The following is a 24,383-nucleotide window of genomic DNA, read 5'->3' as shown; positions in this document are numbered from 1 at the left end:
GACCCATTTTGGACCGGTGTCGACCGGTGGGAGATGCACGGGCGGGTGCCCCGGCGACCGCGGACGCCCCGCCGACGGGAAGCCGCCGGGAATGAGTACGCGAGCGGATGGGCCAGACCCCGGGGGCGTGGCAGGTTCATGGGCATGGATGATGTGGACCCACCGCGCCGGGGCTCGTTCGGGTCGAGCCTCCTCGTCGCGCTCGGCTGGTACGTCACCGTGTTCGCCGCGGTCTTCGTCGGAAGCGCAGGCGTGCCGACGAACCCGAACCAGGACTGCTCGGTCATCTTCGCCTGCCTGACGCCGCAGGAGGGGTTCGTTCTGGCGGCGATCGTCGGCGCGCCGGTTCTCGCGGCCATGCTGCTCACCACGCTGGCGATCACCGCGCTGCTCGCGCGCCGGGTCCCCTCCCCCGCCCTCGCCGGCACCCTGTCGGTGTCGATCACCGTCGGGCTCGCCGTGGTGGCCGGCGGATTCTGGCAGGCCGCCCGATGAGGCGCGTCGGGCTCGGCGTGCTCTTCTTCGCCTGGCTCTACGGCGTGCCGTTCCTGTTCGTCGTCGGGTTGGTGCGACGGGTGTCCTCGCCCTATGTGCCGACCCATGCGGCGGCGCGGGCGTTCGGCGCGACCACGGAGACCCTCCTGACCACGGCGCTGGTGCTCAACCTGGCGCTTCCGCTGGTCGGGGCGCTGCTCGCTCGGCTCGCCCGCGACGCGTACTGGACGCGCCACTTCGCCTGGTCACCTGCGGGCGTGGTGCTGATCTACCTGGTGGTGGCGATGGCGGGGAGCCTCGCCACGGGGCCGTTGTTCAGCTGGACGCCGCCCGTCGGGCTCGGCGCGGGCTAGGTCGAATCCGCGCACGAGGAAACTCCCGGTCAGGTGACACCGAGGCTGAGCGCTAGCTGGACGAGGGTGGCCGGGGCGTGCGGAGCACGGGTCACCTGGGCGATCACCTGCCGGGCGGCAGGGCGGTGGCGCAGCTCGGCCGGGGCGGTGCGTTCGGCGTCGAGCAGCACCCGGCCGGCTCCGCGCGGGTCGCCGGTGCGCAGGTACGCCCGCGCGGCATCGAGCAGGTGCGCGGCGCGGTGCTCGGGCGGCAGCCACCGCCAGGCGTTCCACCTGACCGCCTTCTCGTGCCAGGCGACCGCGTCGCGGGCCGCGCCCAACTCGACGGCTGCGGCGGCGCGGGCCACGTCGACCGCCGTGGGGCCGAACGCCGTCGCATGACGGTCGTGGCCGTCGCCCACCCGCGCCGCCAGGTCGCCCGGCCTCGTCGAGCAGGTCGGCCGTCGCCCGGTGGTCACCGTCGCGGGCCGCCGCGAGGGCGGCCTGCACGAGCAGCGCCCCGCACAACGACAGCTCCGCCGGGACGCCGTCGTCGGGGTCGGGCGGGGCGATCCGGTACGCGGCGGCCAGGCTCACCGACCTCGCCGCCCGCGCCCGCCCCGACGCCCGCAGCGCCTGGCCGAGCTGCACGCAGGCGGCGGCCACCAGCACCGGATCGCCGGCTGAGGCGGCCACCGCCCGGTCGGCGGCCAGCCAGCCCAACTCGCCCTCGCCGAGCTTCACCAGCAGCGACGCGGTCACCCGGTACGCCTCCACCAGCGCCGCCCGCCCCGAGTCCGGGGCGTCGGCGTGCGCACGCTGCGCCGTTGCCAGCAGACCCGGCACCACCGCGACCACCTGCGGATACCGGGCATGCTGGAACGTGACCCACGCGTGCGCGACGTCCCGGGCCAACCGGTCCGCCGGCAACACGACGCTGCGGGCCGCCGGCGTGCCAAGAGCGATGTCGTACGTCGACAGGGCCGCCCGGATCCGCTCGACGCCCTCGACGCGTTCGGTCACCTCGGCCGGCTGCACGTCACGGCCCAGCAGCACCGAAGCGTCGATGCGCAGGACGACGGCGATGTCCCGGAAGGTGGACATTTTGTCCAGGGCGCGGACGCCCCGTTCGACCTTGTCCACCCAGCTCTTCGACCTGCCCAACCGGTCGGCCAGCATCTGCTGCGTCATCCCGCGCCGGACCCGCCACTGCGCCACCCGGCGACCCGCCGGCAGCTCGTCACCGGCCACGACGCCACCGCCGATCCGGCACCGCCCGGGTCGTCTCCTCCACCGGTATCCGCTCCGCCTCGGCCTGCGCGAGGATGCGCTGCCGGGCCGCCTCCCGCTCCGTCTCCTCCATCCGCTCGCCGCTGCTGGACGTCGACTCATCGCCGCGATCAGATGCCATTGCGCTCACTCCGCCTTGGTCACAGGGGCGCGGCAGCGTGCTCGTGGGAAGCACCGACGCCGCCGCTGTTGATCAGACTGCGGAAACGCACACCGTCGACCGCGCTCCGCAAGGAGAAACCTACGGAGCGCTACGAGGTGGAACGGGTAAGGTTCCTACCCGCTTAGGAGGCTAGCCCGACTTTCAGCGCGAGATCGCGTGCCCCGTTTCGTGCGGACCTGGGGCCGTCGAGCAGGTCGAGGGTGATCTGGCGGGCGTAGCCGTTGAAGCGGATCGTCTCCGGTGCCGCGTCGTACGCCTGGCGGAGAGCCTCCACGGCGGACCCGGTGTCGCTCCTGGCGAGATGTGCGCGAGCCACCTCGATCAGGTGCCGGGCACGGCGTGGCCGCGACGGGACGGCAGCCGAATCGAGGCGGTTGGCCTGCCGTAACGCCTCACCGGGCTTCTGCAACTCGACGGCGAGAGTCACCGCGTGCGCGGCCATGATGATCCGGGAGAACGACGTTTGCTGCTGGTAGAAGCCCTGCGGCAGCCGCCGGGACACGTCGTCGGCGAGATCCCAGTACCGCCAGGCACGGCCCTCCTCCCCCGCCCGCGCGGCGATATAGGCGGCCTCGAAGTGCAGGGCACCCCACAGGGCGAGCAGGTTCGGGTTCGCGTCTGCCGTTCGCGCTTCCAGCGCCGAGATCAGGTCCAGCGCCACCGTCGTGGCGGTGTCCCAGTCGCCCGAGTCCCGGTGGAGTTGGCACAGGAACCAGCCCGCGCGGGCCACCGCCTCCGGATCGCCGGACTCCTGCGCCGCCATCATCGACCGGTCGGCGACGCGCCAGATCAGCTCGGCGGCAGGTTGGTAGGCAAGGTACATCTGGGCCAGCCCGAGGGTTTCAGCCAGCAGCGCGTGCGCCCGACGGCGATCGTCTCCCTCGTACGTCAGCGCGGCGAGCTGCGCGTCCCGGACCAGGTTCGGCAGCACGGTCGCCAACACCGTCCGGTGGTCCGAGGACTCGTGGCGTGCCCGCCAGTTTGCGGCAAGGCGCTCGCTGAGCTGCGCCAGCGGTGGCGCGGTCGCGGCGCCGGGCAGCGCGAGGCGGTTGACGGCGTCGCGCACCGAGGCGAGCGCGGAATGCTCCGGCCCGTTGACGACGGCGGACCGGTCGCTCAGCTCCCCGACCAGGGCGGAAACGTCGACCTTGAGTGCGCGGGCGATCCGATCCAGCATGTGCACGCGCGGCGGCAGGATGCGATCGCTCTCCACGGCCTTCACCCACTCGGCGCTGCGGCCCACCAGACCGCCGAGCACCGCGCGGGTCTTGCCCGCCCGTTCACGGTAGAGCTTCAACCGCTGCCCGAAGGTCAGCTCCGGCATGGCGTCCATCCCGACCTCCCAGCGTGACGCGCCACCCACCCAGGGTCGCCTTCCCACGGTACTCATGCACGCGGCGGCCCGTAACCCTTGCATCGGTCTGCTGGGGGCGACGGCGGGCGGCGCGCGCCATGATCGGCTGCTGTTATGGGAGAAAGCAGACGGCGTGTCGTCTCGCTGAACGACAGACGATCATCAGAGCCCTCCCCGCGCTCCCGGTCAGTCGGTGGTCAGGCGGGCGATCAGGGTCTCCGCCAAGGGCCACGGGCCGTAGCCGTCGGCGGTCGTCAGGTGCCCGGCGTCGCCGAGGTCGACCAGCTCGGCTCCCCACCGCCGGGCCCAGTGCGCCGCCCGGTCGTACGTCATCACGGGGTCGGTGCGGCTGGCGGCCAGGATCGACGGGAACGGCAGCGGGACGTCGGGCAGGGCCGGCAGCACCGACGTCCCGTCCGTCCACGGCTCGTCGACGTCGGGTGGGGTGACCAGCAGCGCGCCCCGCACCGGGCCCGGCCCGCAGGACGCCGCCCAGAGCGCCACGGTGAGGCAGCCGGCGCTGTGCGCCACCAGCACCGCCGGCTCGGTGACCCCGTCGAGGGCGGCGGCGAGGGCGGCGACCCGCTCGTCGGCCACGTATCGCCCGGGCGTGGCGTGCCGGACCATCCGGCGCGCGGGATCGCGGCGGGCCAGCCACTCCTGCCAGTGCTCGGGCAGGGGGTCGTTGCGGCCGGGCACCAGCAGCACGCGCGTCATGCCTCGGGAGGCTAGCGTCGAGCCGGCAGCCGCGCCGCCCCGCGCCGGTCCGGCAGGCGAAGCGACCGGCCGGCAAGCAACCGGGCAGGCGAGCACGAGCGAGCACGAAGGAGGACGCCGATGGCGTGGATCTCGTTGACCACCGACTACGGCCTGGCCGACGGGTTCGTGGCCGCCTGCCACGGGGTGATCGCCCGGCTCGCCCCGGCCGTCCGGGTGATCGACGTGACCCACCTCGTCCCGCCGGCCGACGTGCGGCGGGGCGCGGCCGTGCTCGCCCAGACGGTGCCGTACCTGCCGGAGGGGGTGCACGTCGCGGTGGTGGACCCGGGGGTGGGCACGGCCCGGCGCGGGGTGGCCCTGGCCACGCCGGGCGGGACGCTGGTCGGGCCGGACAACGGGCTGCTGCCCGACGCGGCCGAGGCGCTGGGCGGGGTGACGGCCGCCGTGGAGCTGACCAATCCCGCGTGGCTGGCACCCGAGGTGTCGCGCACCTTCCACGGCCGGGACGTCTTCGCCCCGGTGGCCGCCCGGCTGGCGTCGGGCGCGCCGCTGGCCGACGCCGGGCCGGCGGTCGACCCGGCGGGCCTGGTCCGGCTGCCCGAGCCGGTGGTGCGGGACGAGCCGGGCGGGTTCGCCGCCGAGGTGCTGACCGTGGACCACTTCGGCAACGTGCAGCTCGCCGCGCCGGGCAGGCGGCTCGCCCCGCTGCCGGCCCGGCTGCGGGTGGCCGGTCGGGCGGCGGCGCACGGGCGTACGTTCGGCGACGCCCCGTCCGGCGCGCTGGTCGCGTACGTCGACTCGGCTGGCCTGGTCGCCGCCGCCGTCAACGGCGGCCGGGCCGCCGACGTGCTGGGCGTCGCACCGGGTGACCTGGTGACCATCACCGCCGAAGAGGGCTGACCGTCACCGCCGAAGAGGATGTGGCCGGAACGTGAAATCGGCCCACCGTCGGAGTGATGCCGGATCGTCGGTTGTGGAATGCTCTCCCGGTGGGTGTTCAGTGGGTTCCTTCGGCATGTCCCTGTTGCGCCTCGCTGACCGGGGGCGGCACGTGCCCGGTCTGCTTCTGGACCGACGACGGTCAGAGCGACGCCGACGCGGACGTGGTCCGGGGCGGCCCCAACGGCGACCTGAGCCTGACCCTCGCCCGGCTCAACTTCGCCGTCTACGGCGCCAGCCACCCCCGCTACCAGGACATGGTGCGCCCGGCCCGCCCGGAGGAGCGCCCCTGACCCTCGGGGTGCCCACACCGCCCCGGCCAGGGTGAACGCCGCCCTGGCGGGGACAATGGCGGCATGCCCGAAGGCGACACCGTCTGGAACACCGCCCGCGTGCTGGGGCGGGCGCTCGGCGGTGCCCGGCTGACGGCCTCCGACTTCCGGGTGCCCCGGCTGGCCGGCACCGACCTGGCCGGCTGGACGGTGCGCGAGTCGGCGAGCCGGGGCAAGCACCTGCTGCTGCGGCTCGCCGCGCCCGCGCCGGCCGGCCCGGGTGCCGGCCCCACCGGGCGGTCGGCGACGCACGGGCCGGGCGGGGTCGCCGGCTGGACGCTGCACTCGCACCTGCGGATGGACGGGGCGTGGCGGGCGTACGCGCCGGGGGAACGCTGGACGGGCCGGCCCGCGCACCTGATCCGGGCGGTGTTGCGCGCCCCCGACGCGGTCGCCGTGGGCTACCACCTGCACGAGCTGGCGCTGGTGCCGACCGCCGAGGAGGACGCCCTCGTCGGTCACCTCGGGCCGGACCTGCTCGGCGCGGACTGGGACCCGGCCGAGGCGGTCCGCCGGCTCGCCGCCGCACCCGAGGCGACGATCGGCGAGGCGCTGCTCGACCAGCGCAACCTGGCCGGGGTGGGCAACCTCTACAAGTGCGAGGTGCTGTTCCTGCGCGGGCTGTCGCCGTGGACGCCGGTCGGCGCGGTGCCCGACCTGGCCGGCACGGTGGCGCTCGCCCAGCGGCTGCTGGCGGCCAACCGGGGACGGTGGACGCAGAGCACCACCGGGTCGCTGCGCCGGGGCGAGACGAGCTACGTGTACGGCCGGCGCGCCCAGCCGTGCCGCCGCTGCGGCACCGCGATCCGCAAGGAGGAGCTGGGCGAGCGGGTCACCTACTGGTGCCCGGCCTGCCAGCCGGAGCCGAGGCTCGGGACAGGGCCCGGGGCGGGACCCGAGCCGCCCGCGTCCGCACCCTGACCTGCGGCGACACGCCGTCCCAGCGTCCGGGACGTCCGCAGATAGGGACGATTGGGTAGTTCCGCACCGGCCCTCCGACGTCGCATGCTGCGGTTGAGTGCTCACCGACCGTCAACGGGCGGGTGCGGCCGCCCCGAGGGGGTGGCGGTCGCCACGCCACGATCGATCCGGGGAGAGCCATCGTGCTGTTCCGCAGACTGCGCTCCAACTTCGTCGACCGGCCCGCGCGTACCGGCGCGGAGCCGGGGCCGACCGTGCCGGCGGCCCGGACCGCCGAGGCGACCGAGCCCGACGTGGCCAAAGCCGAGGAGGTAGCCCCGGCCAGCCTCGACCCGGCGGCCGTCCCGCGCTGCTTCGGCCCGGTGCCCAACTTCGCCGCCAGCCCGCTGCCGGTGCCGGTCCCCGCGCCCGACGAACGCGGCGGGGTCGCCCCCGGCACGGGCCTGCGCAAGTTCGTCGACGCGCTGCCCCGGCCCGGCGAGGGGGGCCGCACCGAGCTGGGCGGGTGGCTGCCGGTCGCCGTGCCGGACACCATCACCTGGCCGGGCTGCGACTACTACGAGATCGGCCTCCAGGAGTACGCGCAGCGCCTGCACCGCGACCTGCCCGCCACCCGGCTGCGCGGCTACCGGCAGCTCAATCTCGGCACCGACGGCACCGGGCACAACACGGTGGCCCCGCCCGACCGGCCGTACCTGTGCGGGCCGGTGATCGTGGCCCGGCGCGGCCGGCCGGTGCGGATCAAGTTCATCAACCAGCTGCCCACCGGCCGGGCCGGGGAGCTGTTCCTGCCCGTCGACGCGACGCTGGACGGGGCCGGGCCGGGCCCGCTGGACGGTCCGGCGCCCTACCCGCAGAACCGGGCGGTGCCGCACCTGTACGGCGGGCAGACCGGCTGGATCAGCGCCGGCAACCCGTGGCAGTGGGTGACGCCAGCCGGGGAGATCACCCCGTACCCGACGGGGGTGGGGTTGACCCACGTGCCGGACATGCCGCCGCCCGGCCCGGGGGCGACCACGCTCTACTACCCCAACGAGCAGAGCGGCCGGCTCATGTGGCTGCACGACAACACCCTCGGCCTGTCCCGGCTCACCGTCTGCTCCGGGCAGCTCGCCGTCTACCTGCTCACCGACGAGGCCGAGGAGGGCCTCGTCGCCGACGGGGTGCTGCCCGCCGAGCAGCTTCCGCTGGTGGTCACCGACCGCACGTTCGTGCCCGACGACACGCAGCTCGCCGGCCAGGACCCGACGTGGGACCGGGACCGCTGGGGGGCCCGGGGCAGCCTCTGGCACCCGCACGTCTACCAGCCCCGGCAGCACCCGTCCCGCCCGTCGGGGACGAACCCGACCGGCCGCTGGGACTACGGCCCGTGGACCCGCCCCGCGCCCCCGGCCGACGCGCCGCCGGGCCGGCCGGGGTCCGACGACGCGCAGCCGGCGACCGCGCCGGGGACCACGGGCGGGCCCGTGCCGAACCCGCACCACGATCCCGTCGCCGACCCCGACGAGCCGCCGCTGGCCCCGGGCGTGCCGCACCCGTCGGCGGTGCCCGAGGCGTACGGGGACACCCCGCTGGTCAACGGCGTCGCGTACCCGTACCTGACGGTCGCGCCGAAGGCGTACCGGTTGCGGATCCTCAACGCCTGCGCGGACCGCTCCCTCAACCTCCAGCTCTACCGGGCCCGCTCCGACGGGCCGATGTGGGACGCGGACGGCGGGCTGCTCGACGCCGACGCGGGCGAGGTGCCGATGGTGGAGGCCACCCGCGCGCCCGGCCGCCCGCCGCACTGGCCCGTGGACGGGCGCGACGGCGGGGTGCCCGACCCGGCCGCCGCCGGGCCGGCGATGATCCAGGTCGGCAACGAGTGCGGCCTGCTGCCGGCCCCGGCGGTGCTGCCGAACCGGCCGGTCGGCTACCGGTACGACCGGCAGGACCCGACGGTGCTCAACGTCGACGGGCACACCCTGCTGCTTGCCCCCGGGGAGCGGGCCGACGTCGTCGTCGACTTCTCGGCCGTCCCGCCCGGGTCCACCCTGATCCTCTACAACGACTGCCCGGCCCCGCTGCCCCGCTTCGACCCCCGCAACGACCACCACACGGGCGCCCCGGACCGCACCGCCGTGGGCGGCGTCCCCGGCACCCTGCCCGGGTACGGGCCGAACACCCGCACCCTGCTCCAGTTCCGGGTGGCCGGCGAGCCGGCCGAGCCGTACGACCTCGACCGGCTGGCCGAGCGGCTGCCCGGCGCGTACGCGGCCAGCCAGCGCCCGCCGATCGTGCCGCAACCGGCGTACGACCGCGCGTTCGGCACCCGCACGGCCCGGGAGACGGTCGGCACGGCGCACGCCATCGCGGTCAGCTTCACCCCGGTCGGCGCCGCCGCGCCGGTGACGCTGCCGCTGACGGTGAAGGCGGTGCAGCACGTCTTCGACCCGGCGTACGGGCGGGTCGCCGGCCGGCTCGGGGTGGCCCACCCGCACGCCGGGCCGCTGGGCCCGGCCACCCTGCCGCTCGGGCCGGTCGACCCGGCCACCGAGACGCTGGTGATCGCCGACCCGACGGTGCAGGTCGGCGCGCCCGCCGACGGCACCCAGCTCTGGCGGATCGTCGGCAACACCCCGCAGACCCACCCCGTGCACGTCGGCGGCTGCGACGTGCAGGTGGTCAACCGGGTCGGCTGGAACGGGGCGATCCGCCCGCCCGAGCCCAACGAGCTGGGCTGGAAGGAGACGGTGCGGGTCAACCCCCGCGAGGACGTGATCGTGGCGCTGCGGCCGGTCGCCCCCGCCCTGCCGTTCAAGATCGGCGACAGCGTACGGCTGCTCGACCCGACCCGCCCGGCCGGCGCCCGGATCGGCTCCACGGCCGTCAGCCCCGTCGACGGGCGGCCGGCGGCGGTGGTCAACCAGTTGGTCAACATGGGGTGGGAGTACCGCTGGCACAGCCAGCTCGCCGGCCACCGCGACCAGGGCATGAGCCGCCCGCTGGTGCTGCGGGTCGCCCCGCTCGCCCCGACCGGGCTGACCGCCACGCCGGTGCCCGGATCGGCGACCGTGCTGCCGGCGATCGCGCTGACCTGGACCGGCAACGGCGGCCGGCCGCCGGCCAGCAGCCACCTGCTCCAGCGGGCCACCGACGTCGCGTTCACCGAGGGGGTCACCGCGATCACCGTGGCCGCCGCCGCGACCCGGTACACCGACTCCACGGTCACCCCCGGCGTCACCTACCACTACCGGATCCGGGCGGAGAACGAGGTGAGCTGCTCGGCCTGGTCCAACGGCGTGCCGGCGTCGGTACGCCTCGCCGCCCCCACCGGGCTGGCCGCGGTGATCCCGCCGGCCGCCCCGCTGCGGGTGGCGCTGCGCTGGGCGAACCGCTCCTTCGCCACCGGCGTCGACGTGCAGCGGGCCACCAACCCGACGTTCACCAGCGGCCCCGCCACCACGGCCATCGGGGTGCAGGAGCAGCACGTGGACGCCGTCGTGGCCCCGGAGACCACCTACTACTACCGGGTGCGCACCACGTACCTGGGGGTCGCGTCGCCGTGGTCGACGGTCGCCGCCGTCACCAGCCCGCCCCGGCCGGCCCCGCCGACCGGGCTGACCGCCGTCGCGAGCGCCCCCGCGCCGGACACCGCGACGGTGACGCTGACCTGGACGGCGGACCCGCCGGGCGGCCCGGGGGCCGGGTTCCTGGTGCAGCGGGCGGTCGACCCGGCGTTCGAGCGGGAGGTCGCCGCGTTCACGGTGCACGGACGGGCGTTCGTCAACACCGGCCTGGCCCGGGGCGTGACCTACCACTACCGGGTGCGGGCCGGCAACGTCGTCGGCAGCTCCCCGTTCACCCCGGCGGTCGCCGTGACCACGCCCGGGTGAGGCCGGGTCAGTGGGTGGGGGTGCGCAGGGGCTCGCCGACGGTGCGCAGCTCGGCCAGCGCCGACGCCACCCCGTGCAGCAGGTCCGTCGCCTCGGCGAGCCGGGACGCGGCGGCCTGCTCGCTGGCGGCCCGGCCGCCGAGGTGACCGGCGTCGGAGCGGGCGTCCTCGGCGAGGTAGCTGGCGGCGGCCACCACCAGCCGCTCGTACGCCGCCACCCCGCTCTCCAGCTGCGCGGACAGCTCGCGGTGGGCCTCGGCGAGGGGGGCGCGGGCGTCGGCGGGGGCGAGCCGCAGGGCCCGCTCGACGCTGGCCACCCGCCCCGCCAGCTCACGCAGCGACCGGTCGGCGGCGGCGGCCTCGGACACCGCCGGCTCGGCCAGGCCGGTCAGCCGGCCGGTCATCCCGCCGAGGGTGAGCGCGGCCCGGTCCAGCCGGGCCCACGGCTCGGCCACGCTGGTGCCGCGCAGGGCCAGCCGGGACCGGGCGCGGCGCACCTCCGCCACCACCCCCTGCCCGGCGGGAAGCCGCTCCACGGCGGCGACGAGCCGGGCCCGGGACCGGGCCGCGGCCTCGGCCGGGTCGAGGGCCGGGGGCGCGGGGCGCGCCGCGAGGGCCCGCAGGTCGATCCACCGCCAGGCGGCCAGGGCCACCGCGCTGCCGGCCGCGCCGGCCCACGCCGCGTCGGGCAGACCCAGCCCGGCGTACGGGGTGAGCACCGCCGCCGCCCCGGTCAGCCCGCCGCCCAGCACGCTCCACCGGCGGGCGGACCGCCGCAGCCTGCGCAGCTGGCGGAAGTATCGTGCTCGCTCGTCTGCCACCCGTGCCTCCTCGTTCCGGCCGCCGGGTCGGCGGTGCCGGGGCCGCCCGGCCGGCGGCCGTCGATGCCGCTCAGCCGGCGGTGCTGGTGTCCCCGGTGCCGCGTTCCTGGCCCATGCTGGCCCGGAGCTGGTCGAGCCGGGCCGCGGCGGCCGGGTCGACGGCCGGGGCGGCGGGCGCGGCCTGCCCCTGCTGCCCCACGGCCGGGCGGTCCTGCCGGCCGGCGAGCTGCTCGCCGGCCATGCTGGCGCGGATCTGCTCCAGCCGGGACGAGCCGGCCGAGTCCAGGGACGCCTTCTGGATCTCCAGCATCCGGCCCTCGACGGAGTTGCCGGCCAGCTCGGCGCGGCCCATCGCGGTGGCGTAGCGCTGCTCGATGCGGTCCCGCACCGCGTCCAGGGACGGGGTGCTGCCGGACGCGGTGAGCGACGACATCGACTCCAGCGACTGGGCCACGCTCTCCTGCATCTTGGCCTGTTCGAGCTGGCTGAGCAGCTTGGTGCGCTCGGCCAGCTTCTGCTGGAGGATCATCGAGTTGTTCTCCACCGCCCGGCGGGCCTGCGCGGCGGCGCCGAGCGCCTGGTCGTGCAGGGTCTTCAGGTCCTCGGTGGCCTGCTCGGCGGAGACGAGCTGGGTGGCGAGGACCTGGGCGGTCTGCTCGTATTTCCCGGCCTCCGCCTCGTCGCCCCGGGCGCGGGCCTGGTCGGCGAGGACCAGGGCCTGCCGGGCGTTGCCCTGGAGCCGCTCGACCTCGGTCATCTGGCGGGACAGCTTCATCTCCAGCTGCCGCTGGTTGCCGATCACCGCCGCCGCCTGCTGCACCAGCGCCTGGTGCTGGCGCTGCGCCTCCTCGATCGCCTGCTGGATCTGCACCTTGGGGTCGGCGTGTTCGTCGATCCGGGCACCGAAGAGCGCCATCAGGTATTTCCAGCCCTTGACGAACGGGTTCGCCATCTCCGCGGTATCCCCTCAGTAGAGTCGCGCCGCCCGGCCGGGCCGGGCGGTCCGGCCGGTGGTCGTGCGGCGGTGACCCCCATCGTCCCAGCCGGGCGCCAGCCCGGCATCCGTACGTCACCGGCGGCACGCCACCGTCTGATCAACAGTACGCGGCGCGGGAAAGCCCGACCACGTCCTCGGGCGACCTGCGGGGAGGCGGGTGGGATCAGGCGGCGCAGACGACGTCGCGGTCGCGTTCGGCGGGGCGCACGCGGGTGCGCAGGGTCGCCTTCAGCGGCGAGTCCTGGTGCACCGCCACGGCCACCGGGCCGCCGGAGGTGACCTGCCGGACGCCCCGGCCGGTCGACTTGCGCACCGAGGCGCGGGCCACGGGGGACTCGACCGGCTCGGCCGGCTCGTCCTGCACCGGCACCAGCACGCCGGGAAGCTGCTCGGCGAGCGCCACCGTGTCGCTGACCTCGCGCAGCAGCTCGGAGAGGCGGGCGCCGAGGGCGTCGCAGATGGCGGCCAGCAGCTCGCTGGAGGGCTCCTTCTGGCCGCGCTCGATCTCGGACAGGTAGCCCAGGCTGACGTTCGCCGCGGAGGAGACCTCGCGCAGGGTGCGGTGCTGCCCCTGCCGGCGCGCCCGCAGTGCGTCACCGATCACCCGGCGTAGCAGGACCATCGCACCTCCCCTGACGGGTCTCACCCTCTTCACCGACGCCGTGCCGGCGCGGCGTGCCGCCCCGGCGTCGACGCCACGCGTCGGAGCCTTCCCGCAACCGTACCCGCTGCGGGCCCCGGTGACATCCCACCCCGCCCGTCCTTCTGGCCGAGGGGCTCAGCGGCGGGCCGCCCCGGCGGGCGCGGCGTCGCCGTCACCGGCCTCCGGCGCGCCCGCCCCGGGGACCGGCCCCGCCGCGTCGATCCGCTCGGCGAGCAGCCGCAACGCCTCGATCACCGCGGCGGTCCGGATGTGGTCCCGGCCCCCGTCGAGGTCGAGCCGGCGGACCTCGGCGCCGGCCGGCCCGGCCACCGCGACGTAGACCAGCCCGACGGGCTTGCCGTCCTGCGGCTGCGGCCCGGCCACGCCGGTGGTGGCGAGCCCCCAGTCCGCGCCGCAGCGCCGCCGGCCGCCCTCGGCCAGGGCGCGGGCCACGTCCGGGTCGACCGGGCCGCGCTCGGCCAGCAGGTCCTCCGGTACGCCCGCCAGCACAGACTTCAGCTCGGTGGCGTAGACGACCAGGCCGCCTCGGTAGACGCCGCTGACCCCGGCGATCTCCACCACCGAGGCGGAGAGCAGGCCGCCGGTGAGCGACTCGACGGTGGCCAGCGTCTCGTGCCGCTCGGCGAGGCGGTGCACCACGCCGGCCGCCGGGCTGCCCACCGGCCGGTGCCCGTTCGCGTCAGTTCCCATGGAAACGTCCCTTTCCCCGCGCCGGCCGGTCTACGCGTCCCCGCGCCGGTCTACGCATCCTCGCGGGCGGGCCGGCGCAGGCGCAGCGCCTGGGCCACGTAGTCGAAGCCGGTGACCACCGTGACGCCGACGGCGGCTGCCATCAGCCAGGGGCCGACGGCGGCGAGCCCGGCCGGCATCGGCCACAGGTACCAGGTGATGGCCAGGATCTGCAGCGCTGTCTTGATCTTGCCACCCCGGCTGGCCGCGATGACGCCGTGCCGGATCACCCAGAACCGCAGCGCCGTGATGCCCAGCTCCCGCACCAGGATGACGCCGGTCACCCACCAGGGCAGCAGGTCGTACCAGGACAGCAGCAGCAGGGCCGCGCCGGTGAGCGCCTTGTCGGCGATCGGGTCGGCCACCTTGCCGACCGAGGTGACCAGGCCGAACCGGCGGGCGATCCAGCCGTCCACCAGGTCGGTGACCGAGGCGACGGCGAAGATCAGGCAGGCCGCGATCCGCCACCCGGCGTGGGTCGCGCCGGAGGCGACCACCGAGGCCGCGAAGACCGGCACCAGCACCAGCCGCAGCAGGGTCAGCCCGTTGGCCGCGTTGAGCACCGGGACCCGGGCGACCACCGGCGGCTGCGCCGGCTCCGCCGCCGGCGTCACCGACGCACCCCGCTCGGGCTGCCGCGGCGAACCTGACACCGCACCACGTGGCTCCCCCGCCTTCTCAGGGCCCGCCGTCACCGTGCCGCGCCGGGCGCAGCCGAGATCATCTCATCCGGGACGGCGACGAGGTCCACCCCTTCGGTGGCGGTCACCGTGGCGCGCACGAGGTCGCCGGGGCGCAGCGCCGCCAGGTCCACCCCGCCGTCGGCCGGGGCGACCAGGGTGGTGGAGCCGTCCACCTCGGGGGCCTGGTGCGCCGCCCGGCCCTCGACCACACCGTCGTCGACCGAGTCGACCAGCACCTCGACCGTGGAGCCGAGCCGCTCCTCGGCCCGCTGCGAGCACAGCTCGTCGGCGAGGGCGCTGAGCCGGTCGTACCGGCGCTTGATCGTCGCGGCGGAGACCTTGCCGGGCAGGCCGGCGGCCTCCGTGCCGTCCTCGTCGCTGTAGTCGAACATGCCGATCGCGTCGAGCCGGGCCGCGCTGAGGAACCGGACCAGCTCGTCGACGTCGCCCCGGGTCTCGCCGGGGAAGCCGACGATGAAGTTGCTCCGCGCGCCGGCCTCCGGGGCCAGGGCACGGGCGGCGGCCAGCAGCTCCAGGAACCGGTCGGTGGAGCCGAAGCGGCGCATCCGGCGCAGCACCGGCTCGCTGGAGTGCTGGAACGACAGGTCGAAGTACGGTGCGACGCCGGGTGTCGTGGCGATCGCCTCGACCAGGCCGGGGCGGGTCTCGGCGGGCTGGAGGTAGCTCGCCCGGACCCGGACGATCCCGTCGACCGCGGCCAACTGCGGCAGCAGCTTCTCCAGCGCCCGGGGGTCGCCGAGGTCCTTGCCGTACGACGTCGAGTTCTCGCTGACCAGCACCAGCTCCCGCACGCCCGTCTTGGCCAGCCACTCCGCCTCGGCGAGCAGCTCGTCGGGCGTACGCGAGACGAACGCGCCGCGGAAGGCGGGGATGGCGCAGAACGCGCAGCGGCGGTCGCAACCACTGGCCAGCTTGAGCGACGCGACCGGGCCGGTGTCGAGCCGACGCCGCAGCACCTGCCGCAGGTGGGCCGGGGTGTGCTCGTCGGTGGTCACGGCGGCCCGCGGCGTGCCGTGACCGGGCAGCGAGACGGCGTTGTCGCGCCGGGCGACCGGGGTCAGCGGCAGCAGCTCCCGCCGGTCGCGCGGGGTGTGCGCGTCGAGCGCCTCGCCGGCGACGACCGCGTCGAGCCGGGCGGCGATGTCGGGGTAGTCGTCGAAGCTCAGCACCGCCTGCGCCTCGGGCAGGCTGTCGGCCAGCTCCCGGCCGTACCGCTCGGCCATGCAGCCGGCCGCGACCACCTTCGCGCCGGTGTCGGCGGCGGCGAGCAGCGTCTGGATCGAGTCCTGCTTGGCCTTCTCGACGAAGCCGCAGGTGTTGACGACCACCACGTCGGCCCCCTCGCCGTCGGTGGTGACCTGCCAACCGTCGGCGTGCAGCCGGGCGGCCAACTCCTCCGAGTCGACCTCGTTGCGGGCGCAGCCCAGGGTCAGCAGGGCGACGCGGCGGCCGGCGGATTGCGGGGAGGGGGCGGTGGCAGACACCATCCGAGGGTACCGGGCGGGCGGACAGCGGCCCGCAACGGCGGCCACCCGGATCGCCCCCGCACGTCGCCCGCCGTCCGGGGCCGGCTCAGGCCATCGCCGCGCCGACCCGGACCAGCCGGTCGAGCAGGAAGACCTCCGTGCCGGCGAGGCCGGTCGAGCAGAAGACCGACACCTGGTCCGCGCCGGTCCGGCCTTCGGCGGCACCGGCCAGCACCGCGCCCAGGTCACCCAACCGCCCGGCGTACGCGGGCAGCGTCGCCAGCATCGACGGGTCGTACGCCGCCGCCTGCGCCGGCGAGTCGGTGACCAGCACATCGGCGGCGTCCAGCAGGTCGGTGCCGAACTCGTGCCGGTCGACCTGCTTGAAGCCGACCGTGTTGACGTGGGTGCCGGGGGCCAGGTCGGCGGCGTCGAGCACGGGGGTGACGGCGGTGGTGGCGAGCACCACGACGTCGCGCTCCCGCACGGCGGCCCGCGCCGAGTCGACCGCCCGCGCCGGCACGTCCAGCTCGGCGCGGATGCGGGCGGCGAACGCCTCCCGCCGGGCGGCCGACCGGCTGTGCACGGTGACTTCGCGCAGCGGGCGCACCGCGGCGGCGGCCCAGACCTGGGTCCACGCCTGCGCGCCCGAGCCGACCACGCCCAGCGTGACGGCGTCCGGCCGGGCCAGGGCGTCCACGGCGACCCCGCCGAGCCCCCCGGTACGCCGGGAGCCCAGCTCGTCCCCGACCGCGACCGCCCGCACCGCCCCGGTGCGCCCGTCGTGCAGCACGACCACCTGCTCACCCTCCGGGTGCCCGAACGTGTCGTACGAGCGGAAGCCGTACCACTCGCCGGTCAGGTGCCCGGCGGTGAGCACCATCCGTCCCCCGCCCAGCGCCGCGGCGGCCCGGGGCGGGGCCACCAGGCGGCCGGCGTGCGCGGCGAGCAGGGCGTCACGCATCGCGGCCACCGTGGTGGGAGCGTCCAGCGCGGCGGCGACGTCGGGGTCGGCGAAGAGCAGCGGCATGACCGAATACTGCAACTTGAAGTCAGATTGAAGTCAATCCGTGGTGGCCGGGCTCACCCCCGGCACCGCCCGGCCGGTGCTAACGTCGTCGCGGCGGCCCCGGGGTCGCCCCGGACGAGTGGTGGGCGTACCCGGTCAGGCCAAGACGCCTCACGTGTCAGTACCCAGCCCCACTCGCCCCGACACCGCAGGTCCGGGCGTCGAAGCAGAGGTGTCGCGCCATGGCCTGGATCGTGCTGGTGATCTCCGGACTTCTCGAGACCGCGTGGGCGGTCGCCCTCGACCGCAGCGCCGGCTTCACCCGGCTCGTGCCGTCGGTCGTGTTCGCGGTCGCGCTGGTGCTCAGCATGGCCGGCCTGGCGTACGCGCTGCGCGAGATCCCCGTCGGCACCGGCTACGCGGTCTGGGTGGGCATCGGCGCGGTCGGCACCGCGCTGGTCGGCATGCTGGCGCTGCACGAGTCGGCGAGCCTGCCCCGCATCATCTGCCTGCTGCTGGTCGTCGCCGGGGTGGTCGGCCTCAAGGTCTTCCACTGAAGGTCTTCCGCTGACCGGGATGCGTAGTTTCCGGCGCCGGTGGGTAGTGATCGATCGACGGTAGAACGAGGCTCACCACGGAGGACGTCATGGCCGACACCCACGCCACCACCCGCCCGCGCACCAACGCCGCCCGGATCTGCACCATCGTCGCGTTCGTCTTCGCCGCCCTCGCGGTCTTCGTGTCGCCGGTGATCTTCGGCCTGCTCGGCGTGATCCTCGGCGTGGTCGGCGCGGTCCTCGGCGACAAGCCGCTCGGCTGGTACGCCGCCGCCGCCAGCGTGGCCGGCGCCGTGCTCGGCATGATCCTCAGCGCGGTGATCCTGAACGCCTGAGCACCCAGCCCACGCCACAGCGCCACAGCGCACCCGCCCGCGACCGAAGGGGCCCGCCGGATTCCCGGCGGGCCCCTCGTCGGCGCGGGCGGCCGGCGGCAGCGGGTGGCCGTGCTCCACCCGCCCCGGATCGTGACACGCAGCAACCGCCCCGCTCGACGCCACCACCTCCTTCGCTCCCTTTGCTCTGCACCCGGATACGCAACAGTTCACGCAGCGCGATCGTCCACTCCTTCCCGCCGCCCGCCGATTTCACAGATCTGCTGGTCAAGGGGGTGATGCGTCCCTGGGTGCAGAGCAAAGGGCGCGCGGCGAGTCCGGCGCGCCGAACTGAACATGACCCTGAGTCAGATCGACAGATCCGTCACCCACAGTGAGCGATCTCGGTCGGCCCGCGTCGGGGCCGGCAACCGGAGAAGCGGGGCTCAGGGCGGTGCCCGGCCACGCCGGTGGAGGACGAGAGCAGGGCAGCGCCGAAGTGCCGGGCCGGGGAGGGCTCGGGAAGGGGTCCGGCGGGCGGGTCAGTCGTCCGCGCCGCCGAGGCCGGCGAGGACCTCCTCCAGCTCGTCCGGCTTGACCAGCACGTCGCGGGCCTTGGAGCCCTCCGACGGGCCGACCACGCCCCGGGTCTCCATGAGGTCCATCAACCGGCCGGCCTTGGCGAAGCCGACCCGCAGCTTGCGCTGGAGCATCGACGTCGAGCCGAACTGCGAGGTGACCACCAGCTCGACCGCCTGCACCAGCAGGTCCAGGTCGTCGCCGATCTCCTCGTCGATCTTCTTCTTGTTGTCCTGCGCCGGGGCCAGCACGTCCGGGCGGAACTCCGGCTCCCGCTGGTCCTTGCAGAACTTCACCACGTCGGCGATCTCGCGCTCGGTGACCCAGGCGCCCTGGATGCGGATCGGCTTCGACGCGCCCATCGGCAGGAAGAGCCCGTCGCCGCGCCCCAGCAGCTTCTCCGCGCCCGGCTGGTCGAGGATGACCCGCGAGTCGGCCAGCGACGAGGTGGCGAACGCCAGCCGGGACGGCACGTTGGCCTTGATCAGGCCGGTGACCACGTCCACGCTCGGCCGCTGGGTGGCCAGCACCAGGTGGATGCCGGCCGCCCGGGCGAGCTGCGTGATCCGCACGACCGAGTCCTCCACGTCGCGCGGCGCGACCATCATCAGGTCCGCCAGCTCATCCACGATCACCAGCAGGTACGGGTACGGCCGCATCTCCCGCTCGCTGCCCGGCGGGGCCTTGATCTCCCCCGTGCGCACCTTGCGGTTGAAGTCGTCGATGTGCCGGACCCCGTTCGCGGCGAGGTCGTCGTAGCGCATGTCCATCTCGCGGACGACCCACTCCAGCGAGTCGGCCGCCTTCTTCGCGTTGGTCACGATCGGGGTGACCAGGTGCGGGATGCCCTCGTAGCCGGTCATCTCGACGCGCTTCGGGTCGATCAGCAGCAGCCGCACCTCGTCCGGGGTGGCCCGGGTGAGAATGGACACCAGCAGTGAGTTGAGGCAGCTCGACTTGCCGGCGCCGGTGGCCCCGGCGATCAGGATGTGCGGCATCTTCGCGAGGTTGGCCACCACGAAGCCGCCCTCGATGTCCTTGCCGAGCGCCACCACCATCGGGTGGTGGTCGCTGGTGGCGGCGCGGGAGCGCAGCACGTCGCCGAGCGCCACGTTCTCCGGGTCGGTGTTCGGGATCTCCACGCCGACCGCGCTCTTGCCCGGGATCGGGCTGAGGATGCGTACGTCCGGAGACTTCACCGCGTACGCGATGTTGCGGGAGAGCTGGGTGATCCGCTCGACCTTCACGCCCGGGCCCAGCTCCACCTCGTACCGGGTGACCGTCGGCCCCCGGGTGAAGCCGGTGACCTCGGCGTCGACGCCGAACTGGTCGAACACGCCGGTGAGGGCGGCGATGACCTCGTCGTTGGCCTTGCTGCGGGTCTTCGGGGCGGCCCCGCCGCTGAGCAGGTTGGCCGGGGGCAGCGTGTAGTCGCCGGCCAGGCCGGTGAGCGCGAGCTGCTCCGCCCGGGTGGGCGGCGGCGAGTGCTCCGGCGGCTCGACCGGCTTGCGGGTGGCGGGCACCTTCGCCGGGGGCTTGCGGGGCAGCACCACGGTCTCCTGGAGGTCGGCGCCCTCGTACGCCTCCTCGTCGAAGTCGTCCGGGTCCGGCAGCGGCGGCGCGGCGCGCTTGGCCGGGCGGCGGCGGGCCGGCTTCTTCTCGACGGGCTCCGCCTCGGCCTCCTCGGCGGCCGGCGGCGGGCCGACCACCGCGCCGGCGAGCAGCCCGAGCCGCTCCGGAATCTTGTTGATCGGCGTCGCGGTGACCACCAGCAGGCCGAAGACCAGCAGCAGGAGCAGCAGCGGCACGGCCACCCAGGCGGTCACCGCGGTCTCCAGCACGTTGCCGACGCCCGCGCCGATCAGGCCGCCCGCGTAGTCACGCTGGACCGGGTCCACCGGGTTCTGTCCGATGTGCAGCATCGCGGCGGTGGCGACCAGCATGGACCCCCAGCCGACCAGGCCCCGCCCCCGGTGCTCCGGGTCGGACGGCGTGCGCATCAGCCGCCACGCCCCGATCGACAGCAGCACCGGGACGACGATCGAGATCGCGCCGAGGAAGAGCCGCACGGTGTCGGCGAGCCGGGCACCCACCGGGCCGGCACCGGAGAACCAGAGGGCCACCGCGCTGAGCAGGGAGAGCCCGAGCAGCAGCAGGCCCGCGCCGTCGCGGCGGTGCTCCGGGTCGAGGTCGCGGGCCGAGGCGGCCTGCCGGCCGGCGGCCCGCACCGCCCAGCCGACGCCGTGCGCGAGCCCCATCCACACCGCACCGATCGCCCGGCCTACGTGGACGGCCGGCCCCGGCCGGGGGGCGGTGCGCCGCCGGGGCGCCGCCTTGGTGGTCTTCTTCGCCGGCTGACGGGCACGACTGTTCGTGGTGCCGCGCGGCGACGCGCCGCGTCGCCGGCTCGCCTGAGAGGTACGGCCCGCCATAGAGTCACCGTAACGGCGGGACCCGGCGGATCGCCGCTTTTCCGGGTCGTGTCCGCGCGTCGCAGCACGGGCGACGCCGCCTGTTGTGTTATTCGCCTCAGAAGGGATGCCCGATGGCGTCGCCCGAGATCGAGGACGGCCCGGACGGCCCCCTGGCCGGGCACCCCGGGGCGTTGCGGCCGCTGACCGACGAGCTGATCGCGGCCGTGCTGCGCCGTCGGGGGTACGCGGTGGCGGCGGATCCGGCGGGCCGGCTGCTGGGCCGCTGGGACGACGCGCTCGTCTGGTTCCTGCGGATGGGGGCGGGCGGCGAGATCCTCCAGGTGCGCACGATAACCGCGCCGACCTTCCCGATCGAGTACGTGCCGACCCTGCACGCCTTCTGCAACTCGTGGAACCACGACCGGTACTGGCCCAAGGCTTTCGTGCACGTCGACGACGACGGGCGGGCCCTGGTCTGCGGCGAGGTGATCGCCGACCTGGAGCGCGGGGTGACCCCGCACCAGCTCGACCAGTTGCTCGACTGTGGCATCTCGACCGGCTGCCAGCTCGCCGCCGCAGTCGGGCAGCTCGCGGGCGGGGCGCGGCCATGACCGGGCAGCCGAGCCCGTGGGCCGACCGGCTGGCCGCCGCCGGGGACCTGCCCGACGGGGAGGAACGCGCCGTCGAGCTGGACCGGATCGCGTCGGCCGCCGACGCGGCCGGCGACCTGGCCACCGGGCTGGACGCCCGGTTCGCGCTGATGGACCTGTATCTGCGGCGGGGCGAGCGGTGGCGGCTGTTCGAGCCGGTCCGCCGCTGTCGGGAGCTGCTCGACGCCGCCTCCGCGGACGCCACCGCCGAGCGGGCCGCCGAGCTGCGCCGCTACCAGCGCTTCGCGGTCGAGGCCGCGTTCGGCACGCCCCGGGTCGGCCTGGGCCAGACCCGCGCGGCGCTGGACGACCTGGCCCAGCCTGCGGCGGTGACCGATGTGGTGGCCGAGCTGCGCTGCCGCCTCGCCGACCACCTCGGCGACGAGCCGGAGGCCCGCCGCTGGTACGACCGCTGGCGCACCGCCCCCGCCGACCCGGCCGCCGGCTGTCCGGCCTGCGCTCCGTCGCGCCGCGCCGACCTGCTGGCCGGCTGGGGTGACTGGGCGGCGGCGCTGGCCGAGCTGCGCCCGATCGTCGATGGCCCGACGGCGGCGGCCCCGGCCGAGATTGGCGGGGCCGGGACAGCCGGAGCTGGCGGGGCCGGGACAGCCGGGGGCGGCGGGGCGTACTGCACCGACCAGCCGGAGCGGGCGCTGGCCGGGGCGCTACTGCCGCTGCTGCGCGCCGGCGAGCCGGAACGGGCGGGCCGGGCGCACGTCACGGCGTACCGGCGGCACCGGCGGGAACGGACGGCGTTCGGGCAGCTCGCCGCGCACCTGCGGTTCTGCGCGCTGGGCGGGCACCTGGACCGAGGGCTGGACATCCTCGCCGAGCAGCTGCCCCGGCTGGACCGCCCGTCCGACGACCTGGCCGCGATGGAGTTCGCCGCCGCCGGGGCGCTGCTGTGCGCCCTCGCCGCCGAGTCGGGGCGGGGCGACCGACGGATGCCCGGACCCGCCGCCCCCGCCGGGCGGGGGGCCGGTCGGGCCGGCGACGACATCGACGTGGCCCGGCTCGGCGGGCTGCTCGCCGAACTGGCGACGGGGCTCGCCGGCAGCTTCGACGCCCGCAACGGCACCGGGCACCAGTCCGGCCGGATCGCGGCCCTGCTGGCCGAGCGGCCGGTCGCCGGTCCGGTGGTGCCGCTGCCCGCCGACGAGGCGGCCGACGACGGCGGCCCCGACGGTGGCGGCAGCGAGGGCACGGGCGGCGGCAGCGGGCCGGCGGGGCGGGAGGCCGGACGGGAGCTGGCCGGGGACGAGGTGGGGGCGCTGACCGTCGCCCTGGTCACCGAGGCCCTGGACCGGCGCGGCGACGCCTGGACGATGCGCGGCCCGGCGGTGGTCGGGCGGTGGGGTCCGGCGGTGATCGAGTTCCGGCAGGCCGGCGAGCGGGGCGAGATCCTGCACGCCCGGGTGCTGGCCGTCCGACGGCTGGCGGCGGGGCGGCGCGCGGAGGCGTACGCCTTCTGCAACGCCTGGAACCACGACCGGCTGCTGCCGAAGGCGTACGCGCACGACGACGGCAGCGGGGAGCTGGTGCTGGCCGGCGACGTGACCACGGACCTGGCCCACGGGGTGGCCCCCACCCAGCTCGACGTGCTGGTCACCGCGGCCGTGGCCACCGGCGTCGCGTACGCGGAGGCGGTCGCGGCGCTGCCCTGACCGGCCCGCGTGGTGGTGCCGGGCCGGTCAGGGCAAGGGCCCAGGGGCGGGTCCTCAGCGCCGCGCCCGGCGACCGCCCAGGGTGTTGCCACCGTCGGCGGTGACCAGGGTCAGCCCGTTGACCTGGAGGATCTCGTTGACGGGCTGGAAGAAGGTGACCCCGCCGACGGTGCAGTCGCCCGCCCCGCCCGAGGTGACCCCCTGCGCCTGGTCACCGGAGATCCACGACCCGCCGGAGTCGCCCGGCTCGGCGCAGACGTTGGTCTGGGTCAGCCCGGTGACCGTGCCCTCCGGGTAGTTGACCGTCGCGTTCTTCGCCTGGATCACCCCGCAGAACGCCCCGGTGGTGGAGCCGGAGCGGCAGATCGAGGCACCGACGGGGGCCTCCTGCGAGCCGTTGACGGGCACCGCGCCCCCGTTGAAGTCGTTCACCACGGGCTGCGGCTGGAAGTCGCCGGTGACCCGCACGACGCCCCAGTCGTCGCGGGGGAAGGACGACGCGGCGAAGACGCCCTGCGGCGAGCCGTCGACCCCGGTGGTGCGGTCGCCGGCCTGGCCGCAGTGCCCGGCGGTGACGAAGCCGCCGACCACGGCGAAGCCGACCGAGCAGCGGGAGTTGCCGTTGATGAGGTAGGCGTCGCCGCCCTGGAGGTCCGCGAGCAGCCGGGGGGCCCGCGTCGAGCCGACCACCCGCACCGCCGACGCCGGCAGCCCGCTGGCCGCCGCGAACCGGCGACCGGCCGCCTCCTGGCCCGCCCGGGCCACCACCACGACGGAGTTGGTGGGCGCGTCGACGTACCAGCCGGTGACGGCCCGGCCGACCGCGCCGCCGGACCGGTCGAGCCGGGTCTTCATGGTGTCCAGCTCCCCCACGCCCCGGGCGACCTGCTTGGGCACCGCGCCGGCCGCGCGCACGGCGTCGGCCCGTCCGGGGTCGGCGACCGCGACGGTCAGGGTACGGCCGTCGGCGCTGAGCCAGGCGCCGCCGTAGTCCTCGCCCAGCTCGGTCCGGAGCTTCTCGACGGTGCCGGCGGCCCAGCGCTCGGTCTTCAGCCGCTGCGTCGCCTGCTCGCGGGTGAGCCGCAGGTCGCGGCTCATCGCGTCCACGACCTTCTGGTCCACCCCGGCCGGGGCGGTGGCCCGCCCGGAGTCCCCGGCCGGCGGCGCGGCACCTTCCCCGGCGAACGACGGCAGGGCCACGACCGCCGCCGCTCCCGCCGCCACCACCAGTACGCCGATGGCTGTCATCCGTCTGCGGTCCATCCGCCACGCTCCTCCCGGCCGGCGCGGGTACGCCTGCCGCGACGGAGTACGGGACAAACCGCCGGATGGTTGAACGATCGACCCGGAACAATTTTCCCCGTCGGCGTTGAACCCTGCGGCGTCGGTGTCCGT

Annotated in this window: 24 protein-coding genes, 1 pseudogene and 1 riboswitch; of the genes and pseudogenes, 11 read left to right on the top strand and 14 right to left on the bottom strand. The window is 75.7% G+C overall.

Going from position 1 to position 24,383, the window contains the following annotated elements; genetic code table 11:
• Positions 1-144 precede the first annotated feature (144 nt).
• Positions 145-495 (top strand): hypothetical protein, encoded by a 351-nt coding sequence (locus LPU61_RS03920; RefSeq protein WP_144420201.1) that lies wholly within the window; start codon positions 145-147, stop codon positions 493-495.
• Entirely contained in the window at positions 492-848 is a 357-nt protein-coding gene (locus tag LPU61_RS03915; RefSeq protein WP_043962451.1) for a hypothetical protein, read from the top strand. The genes LPU61_RS03920 and LPU61_RS03915 overlap by 4 nt, the downstream gene beginning before the upstream one ends.
• A 29-nt stretch (positions 849-877) precedes the next feature.
• On the opposite strand, the gene LPU61_RS03910 is transcribed toward LPU61_RS03915, so the two are convergent.
• On the bottom strand, positions 878-1,306 hold the full coding sequence (locus tag LPU61_RS03910) for a hypothetical protein (protein WP_229404583.1): 429 nt from the start codon (positions 1,304-1,306) through the stop codon (positions 878-880).
• On the opposite strand from LPU61_RS03910, the gene LPU61_RS03905 reads away from it, so the two are divergent.
• The gene (locus LPU61_RS03905; RefSeq protein ID WP_229404582.1) at positions 1,299-1,514 is read left to right on the top strand and encodes a hypothetical protein; all 216 of its coding nucleotides are present in this window, start codon (positions 1,299-1,301) and stop codon (positions 1,512-1,514) included. The genes LPU61_RS03910 and LPU61_RS03905 overlap by 8 nt on opposite strands.
• A 432-nt stretch (positions 1,515-1,946) precedes the next feature.
• Here the strand turns inward: LPU61_RS03905 and LPU61_RS03900 are convergent.
• The 4 genes and pseudogenes from LPU61_RS03900 to LPU61_RS03885 form a co-directional block, all read right to left on the bottom strand.
• Positions 1,947-2,006, bottom strand: a pseudogene (locus LPU61_RS03900) (hypothetical protein); the annotation flags it as partial.
• Between the two features lie 61 nt (positions 2,007-2,067).
• Positions 2,068-2,238, bottom strand: a complete 171-nt coding sequence (locus LPU61_RS03895) for a hypothetical protein (protein ID WP_229404150.1) — start codon at positions 2,236-2,238, stop codon at positions 2,068-2,070.
• A gap of 163 nt (positions 2,239-2,401) precedes the next feature.
• Positions 2,402-3,613, bottom strand: coding sequence for a helix-turn-helix domain-containing protein (locus LPU61_RS03890; RefSeq protein WP_229404148.1), 1,212 nt, complete (start codon positions 3,611-3,613; stop codon positions 2,402-2,404).
• 207 nt (positions 3,614-3,820) lie between these two features.
• Positions 3,821-4,351, bottom strand: a complete 531-nt coding sequence (locus tag LPU61_RS03885) for an alpha/beta hydrolase (RefSeq protein ID WP_229404147.1) — start codon at positions 4,349-4,351, stop codon at positions 3,821-3,823.
• Positions 4,352-4,471: 120 nt separating this feature from the next.
• On the opposite strand from LPU61_RS03885, the gene LPU61_RS03880 reads away from it, so the two are divergent.
• From LPU61_RS03880 to LPU61_RS03865, 4 genes are all read left to right on the top strand, one after another.
• The gene (locus LPU61_RS03880) at positions 4,472-5,254 is read left to right on the top strand and encodes an S-adenosyl-l-methionine hydroxide adenosyltransferase family protein (RefSeq protein WP_043962448.1); all 783 of its coding nucleotides are present in this window, start codon (positions 4,472-4,474) and stop codon (positions 5,252-5,254) included.
• Positions 5,255-5,310: 56 nt separating this feature from the next.
• On the top strand, positions 5,311-5,586 hold the full coding sequence (locus LPU61_RS03875; RefSeq protein WP_043964189.1) for a CPCC family cysteine-rich protein: 276 nt from the start codon (positions 5,311-5,313) through the stop codon (positions 5,584-5,586).
• A 63-nt stretch (positions 5,587-5,649) separates the two neighbouring features.
• Positions 5,650-6,546, top strand: coding sequence for a zinc finger domain-containing protein (locus tag LPU61_RS03870; protein WP_229404146.1), 897 nt, complete (start codon positions 5,650-5,652; stop codon positions 6,544-6,546).
• 179 nt (positions 6,547-6,725) lie between these two features.
• Positions 6,726-10,421: a multicopper oxidase domain-containing protein gene (locus LPU61_RS03865; RefSeq protein WP_229404559.1), complete on the top strand. Its 3,696-nt coding sequence runs from the start codon at positions 6,726-6,728 to the stop codon at positions 10,419-10,421.
• A gap of 7 nt (positions 10,422-10,428) precedes the next feature.
• On the opposite strand, the gene LPU61_RS03860 is transcribed toward LPU61_RS03865, so the two are convergent.
• From LPU61_RS03860 to LPU61_RS03830, 7 genes are all read right to left on the bottom strand, one after another.
• Positions 10,429-11,241, bottom strand: coding sequence for a hypothetical protein (locus LPU61_RS03860; protein ID WP_229404144.1), 813 nt, complete (start codon positions 11,239-11,241; stop codon positions 10,429-10,431).
• Positions 11,242-11,311: 70 nt separating this feature from the next.
• Positions 11,312-12,193 (bottom strand): PspA/IM30 family protein, encoded by an 882-nt coding sequence (locus tag LPU61_RS03855; protein ID WP_043962445.1) that lies wholly within the window; start codon positions 12,191-12,193, stop codon positions 11,312-11,314.
• A gap of 208 nt (positions 12,194-12,401) precedes the next feature.
• On the bottom strand, positions 12,402-12,860 hold the full coding sequence (locus tag LPU61_RS03850; RefSeq protein ID WP_043962444.1) for a helix-turn-helix domain-containing protein: 459 nt from the start codon (positions 12,858-12,860) through the stop codon (positions 12,402-12,404).
• Positions 12,861-13,016: 156 nt separating this feature from the next.
• The gene (locus LPU61_RS03845; RefSeq protein ID WP_043962443.1) at positions 13,017-13,592 is read right to left on the bottom strand and encodes a CinA family protein; all 576 of its coding nucleotides are present in this window, start codon (positions 13,590-13,592) and stop codon (positions 13,017-13,019) included.
• Positions 13,593-13,642: 50 nt separating this feature from the next.
• Positions 13,643-14,245 carry a CDP-diacylglycerol--glycerol-3-phosphate 3-phosphatidyltransferase gene (pgsA, locus tag LPU61_RS03840; RefSeq protein ID WP_043962442.1) on the bottom strand — a complete coding sequence of 201 codons (603 nt, stop codon included), beginning with the start codon at positions 14,243-14,245 and terminating at the stop codon, positions 13,643-13,645.
• Between the two features lie 77 nt (positions 14,246-14,322).
• Positions 14,323-15,822: a 30S ribosomal protein S12 methylthiotransferase RimO gene (gene rimO, locus LPU61_RS03835; protein WP_229404143.1), complete on the bottom strand. Its 1,500-nt coding sequence runs from the start codon at positions 15,820-15,822 to the stop codon at positions 14,323-14,325.
• Positions 15,823-15,907: 85 nt separating this feature from the next.
• Positions 15,908-16,831, bottom strand: a complete 924-nt coding sequence (locus LPU61_RS03830; protein WP_229404142.1) for an ornithine cyclodeaminase family protein — start codon at positions 16,829-16,831, stop codon at positions 15,908-15,910.
• Positions 16,832-16,921: 90 nt separating this feature from the next.
• A riboswitch (guanidine-III (ykkC-III) riboswitch) is annotated at positions 16,922-16,986 on the top strand.
• A 66-nt stretch (positions 16,987-17,052) separates the two neighbouring features.
• Between LPU61_RS03830 and LPU61_RS03825 the strand changes: the two genes are divergently transcribed.
• Both LPU61_RS03825 and LPU61_RS03820 read left to right on the top strand, forming a co-directional pair.
• Complete coding sequence (locus tag LPU61_RS03825) at positions 17,053-17,367, top strand: multidrug efflux SMR transporter (protein WP_229404140.1); 315 nt, start codon at positions 17,053-17,055, stop codon at positions 17,365-17,367.
• 89 nt (positions 17,368-17,456) lie between these two features.
• The gene (locus tag LPU61_RS03820) at positions 17,457-17,702 is read left to right on the top strand and encodes a hypothetical protein (protein WP_043962438.1); all 246 of its coding nucleotides are present in this window, start codon (positions 17,457-17,459) and stop codon (positions 17,700-17,702) included.
• Positions 17,703-18,223: 521 nt separating this feature from the next.
• On the opposite strand, the gene LPU61_RS03815 is transcribed toward LPU61_RS03820, so the two are convergent.
• Positions 18,224-20,692: a DNA translocase FtsK gene (locus tag LPU61_RS03815; protein WP_043962437.1), complete on the bottom strand. Its 2,469-nt coding sequence runs from the start codon at positions 20,690-20,692 to the stop codon at positions 18,224-18,226.
• 113 nt (positions 20,693-20,805) lie between these two features.
• Between LPU61_RS03815 and LPU61_RS03810 the strand changes: the two genes are divergently transcribed.
• Positions 20,806-21,285, top strand: coding sequence for a YbjN domain-containing protein (locus tag LPU61_RS03810; protein WP_229404139.1), 480 nt, complete (start codon positions 20,806-20,808; stop codon positions 21,283-21,285).
• Positions 21,282-22,988 carry a YbjN domain-containing protein gene (locus LPU61_RS03805; RefSeq protein WP_043962435.1) on the top strand — a complete coding sequence of 569 codons (1,707 nt, stop codon included), beginning with the start codon at positions 21,282-21,284 and terminating at the stop codon, positions 22,986-22,988. Before LPU61_RS03810 ends, LPU61_RS03805 begins: the two co-directional genes overlap by 4 nt.
• Positions 22,989-23,042: 54 nt before the next feature.
• Here LPU61_RS03805 and LPU61_RS03800 read toward each other — a convergent pair whose 3' ends face one another.
• Complete coding sequence (locus tag LPU61_RS03800; RefSeq protein ID WP_229404138.1) at positions 23,043-24,251, bottom strand: S1 family peptidase; 1,209 nt, start codon at positions 24,249-24,251, stop codon at positions 23,043-23,045.
• Between the last annotated feature and the right edge of the window lie 132 nt (positions 24,252-24,383).

This window comes from Micromonospora sp. NBRC 110038 (assembly GCF_020884815.1).
Taxonomy (GTDB): Bacteria; Actinomycetota; Actinomycetes; order Mycobacteriales; family Micromonosporaceae; genus Micromonospora; species Micromonospora haikouensis.
Note: the sequence above shows the minus strand (reverse complement) of the source record. Positions and strands in the feature narration are given on the sequence as shown.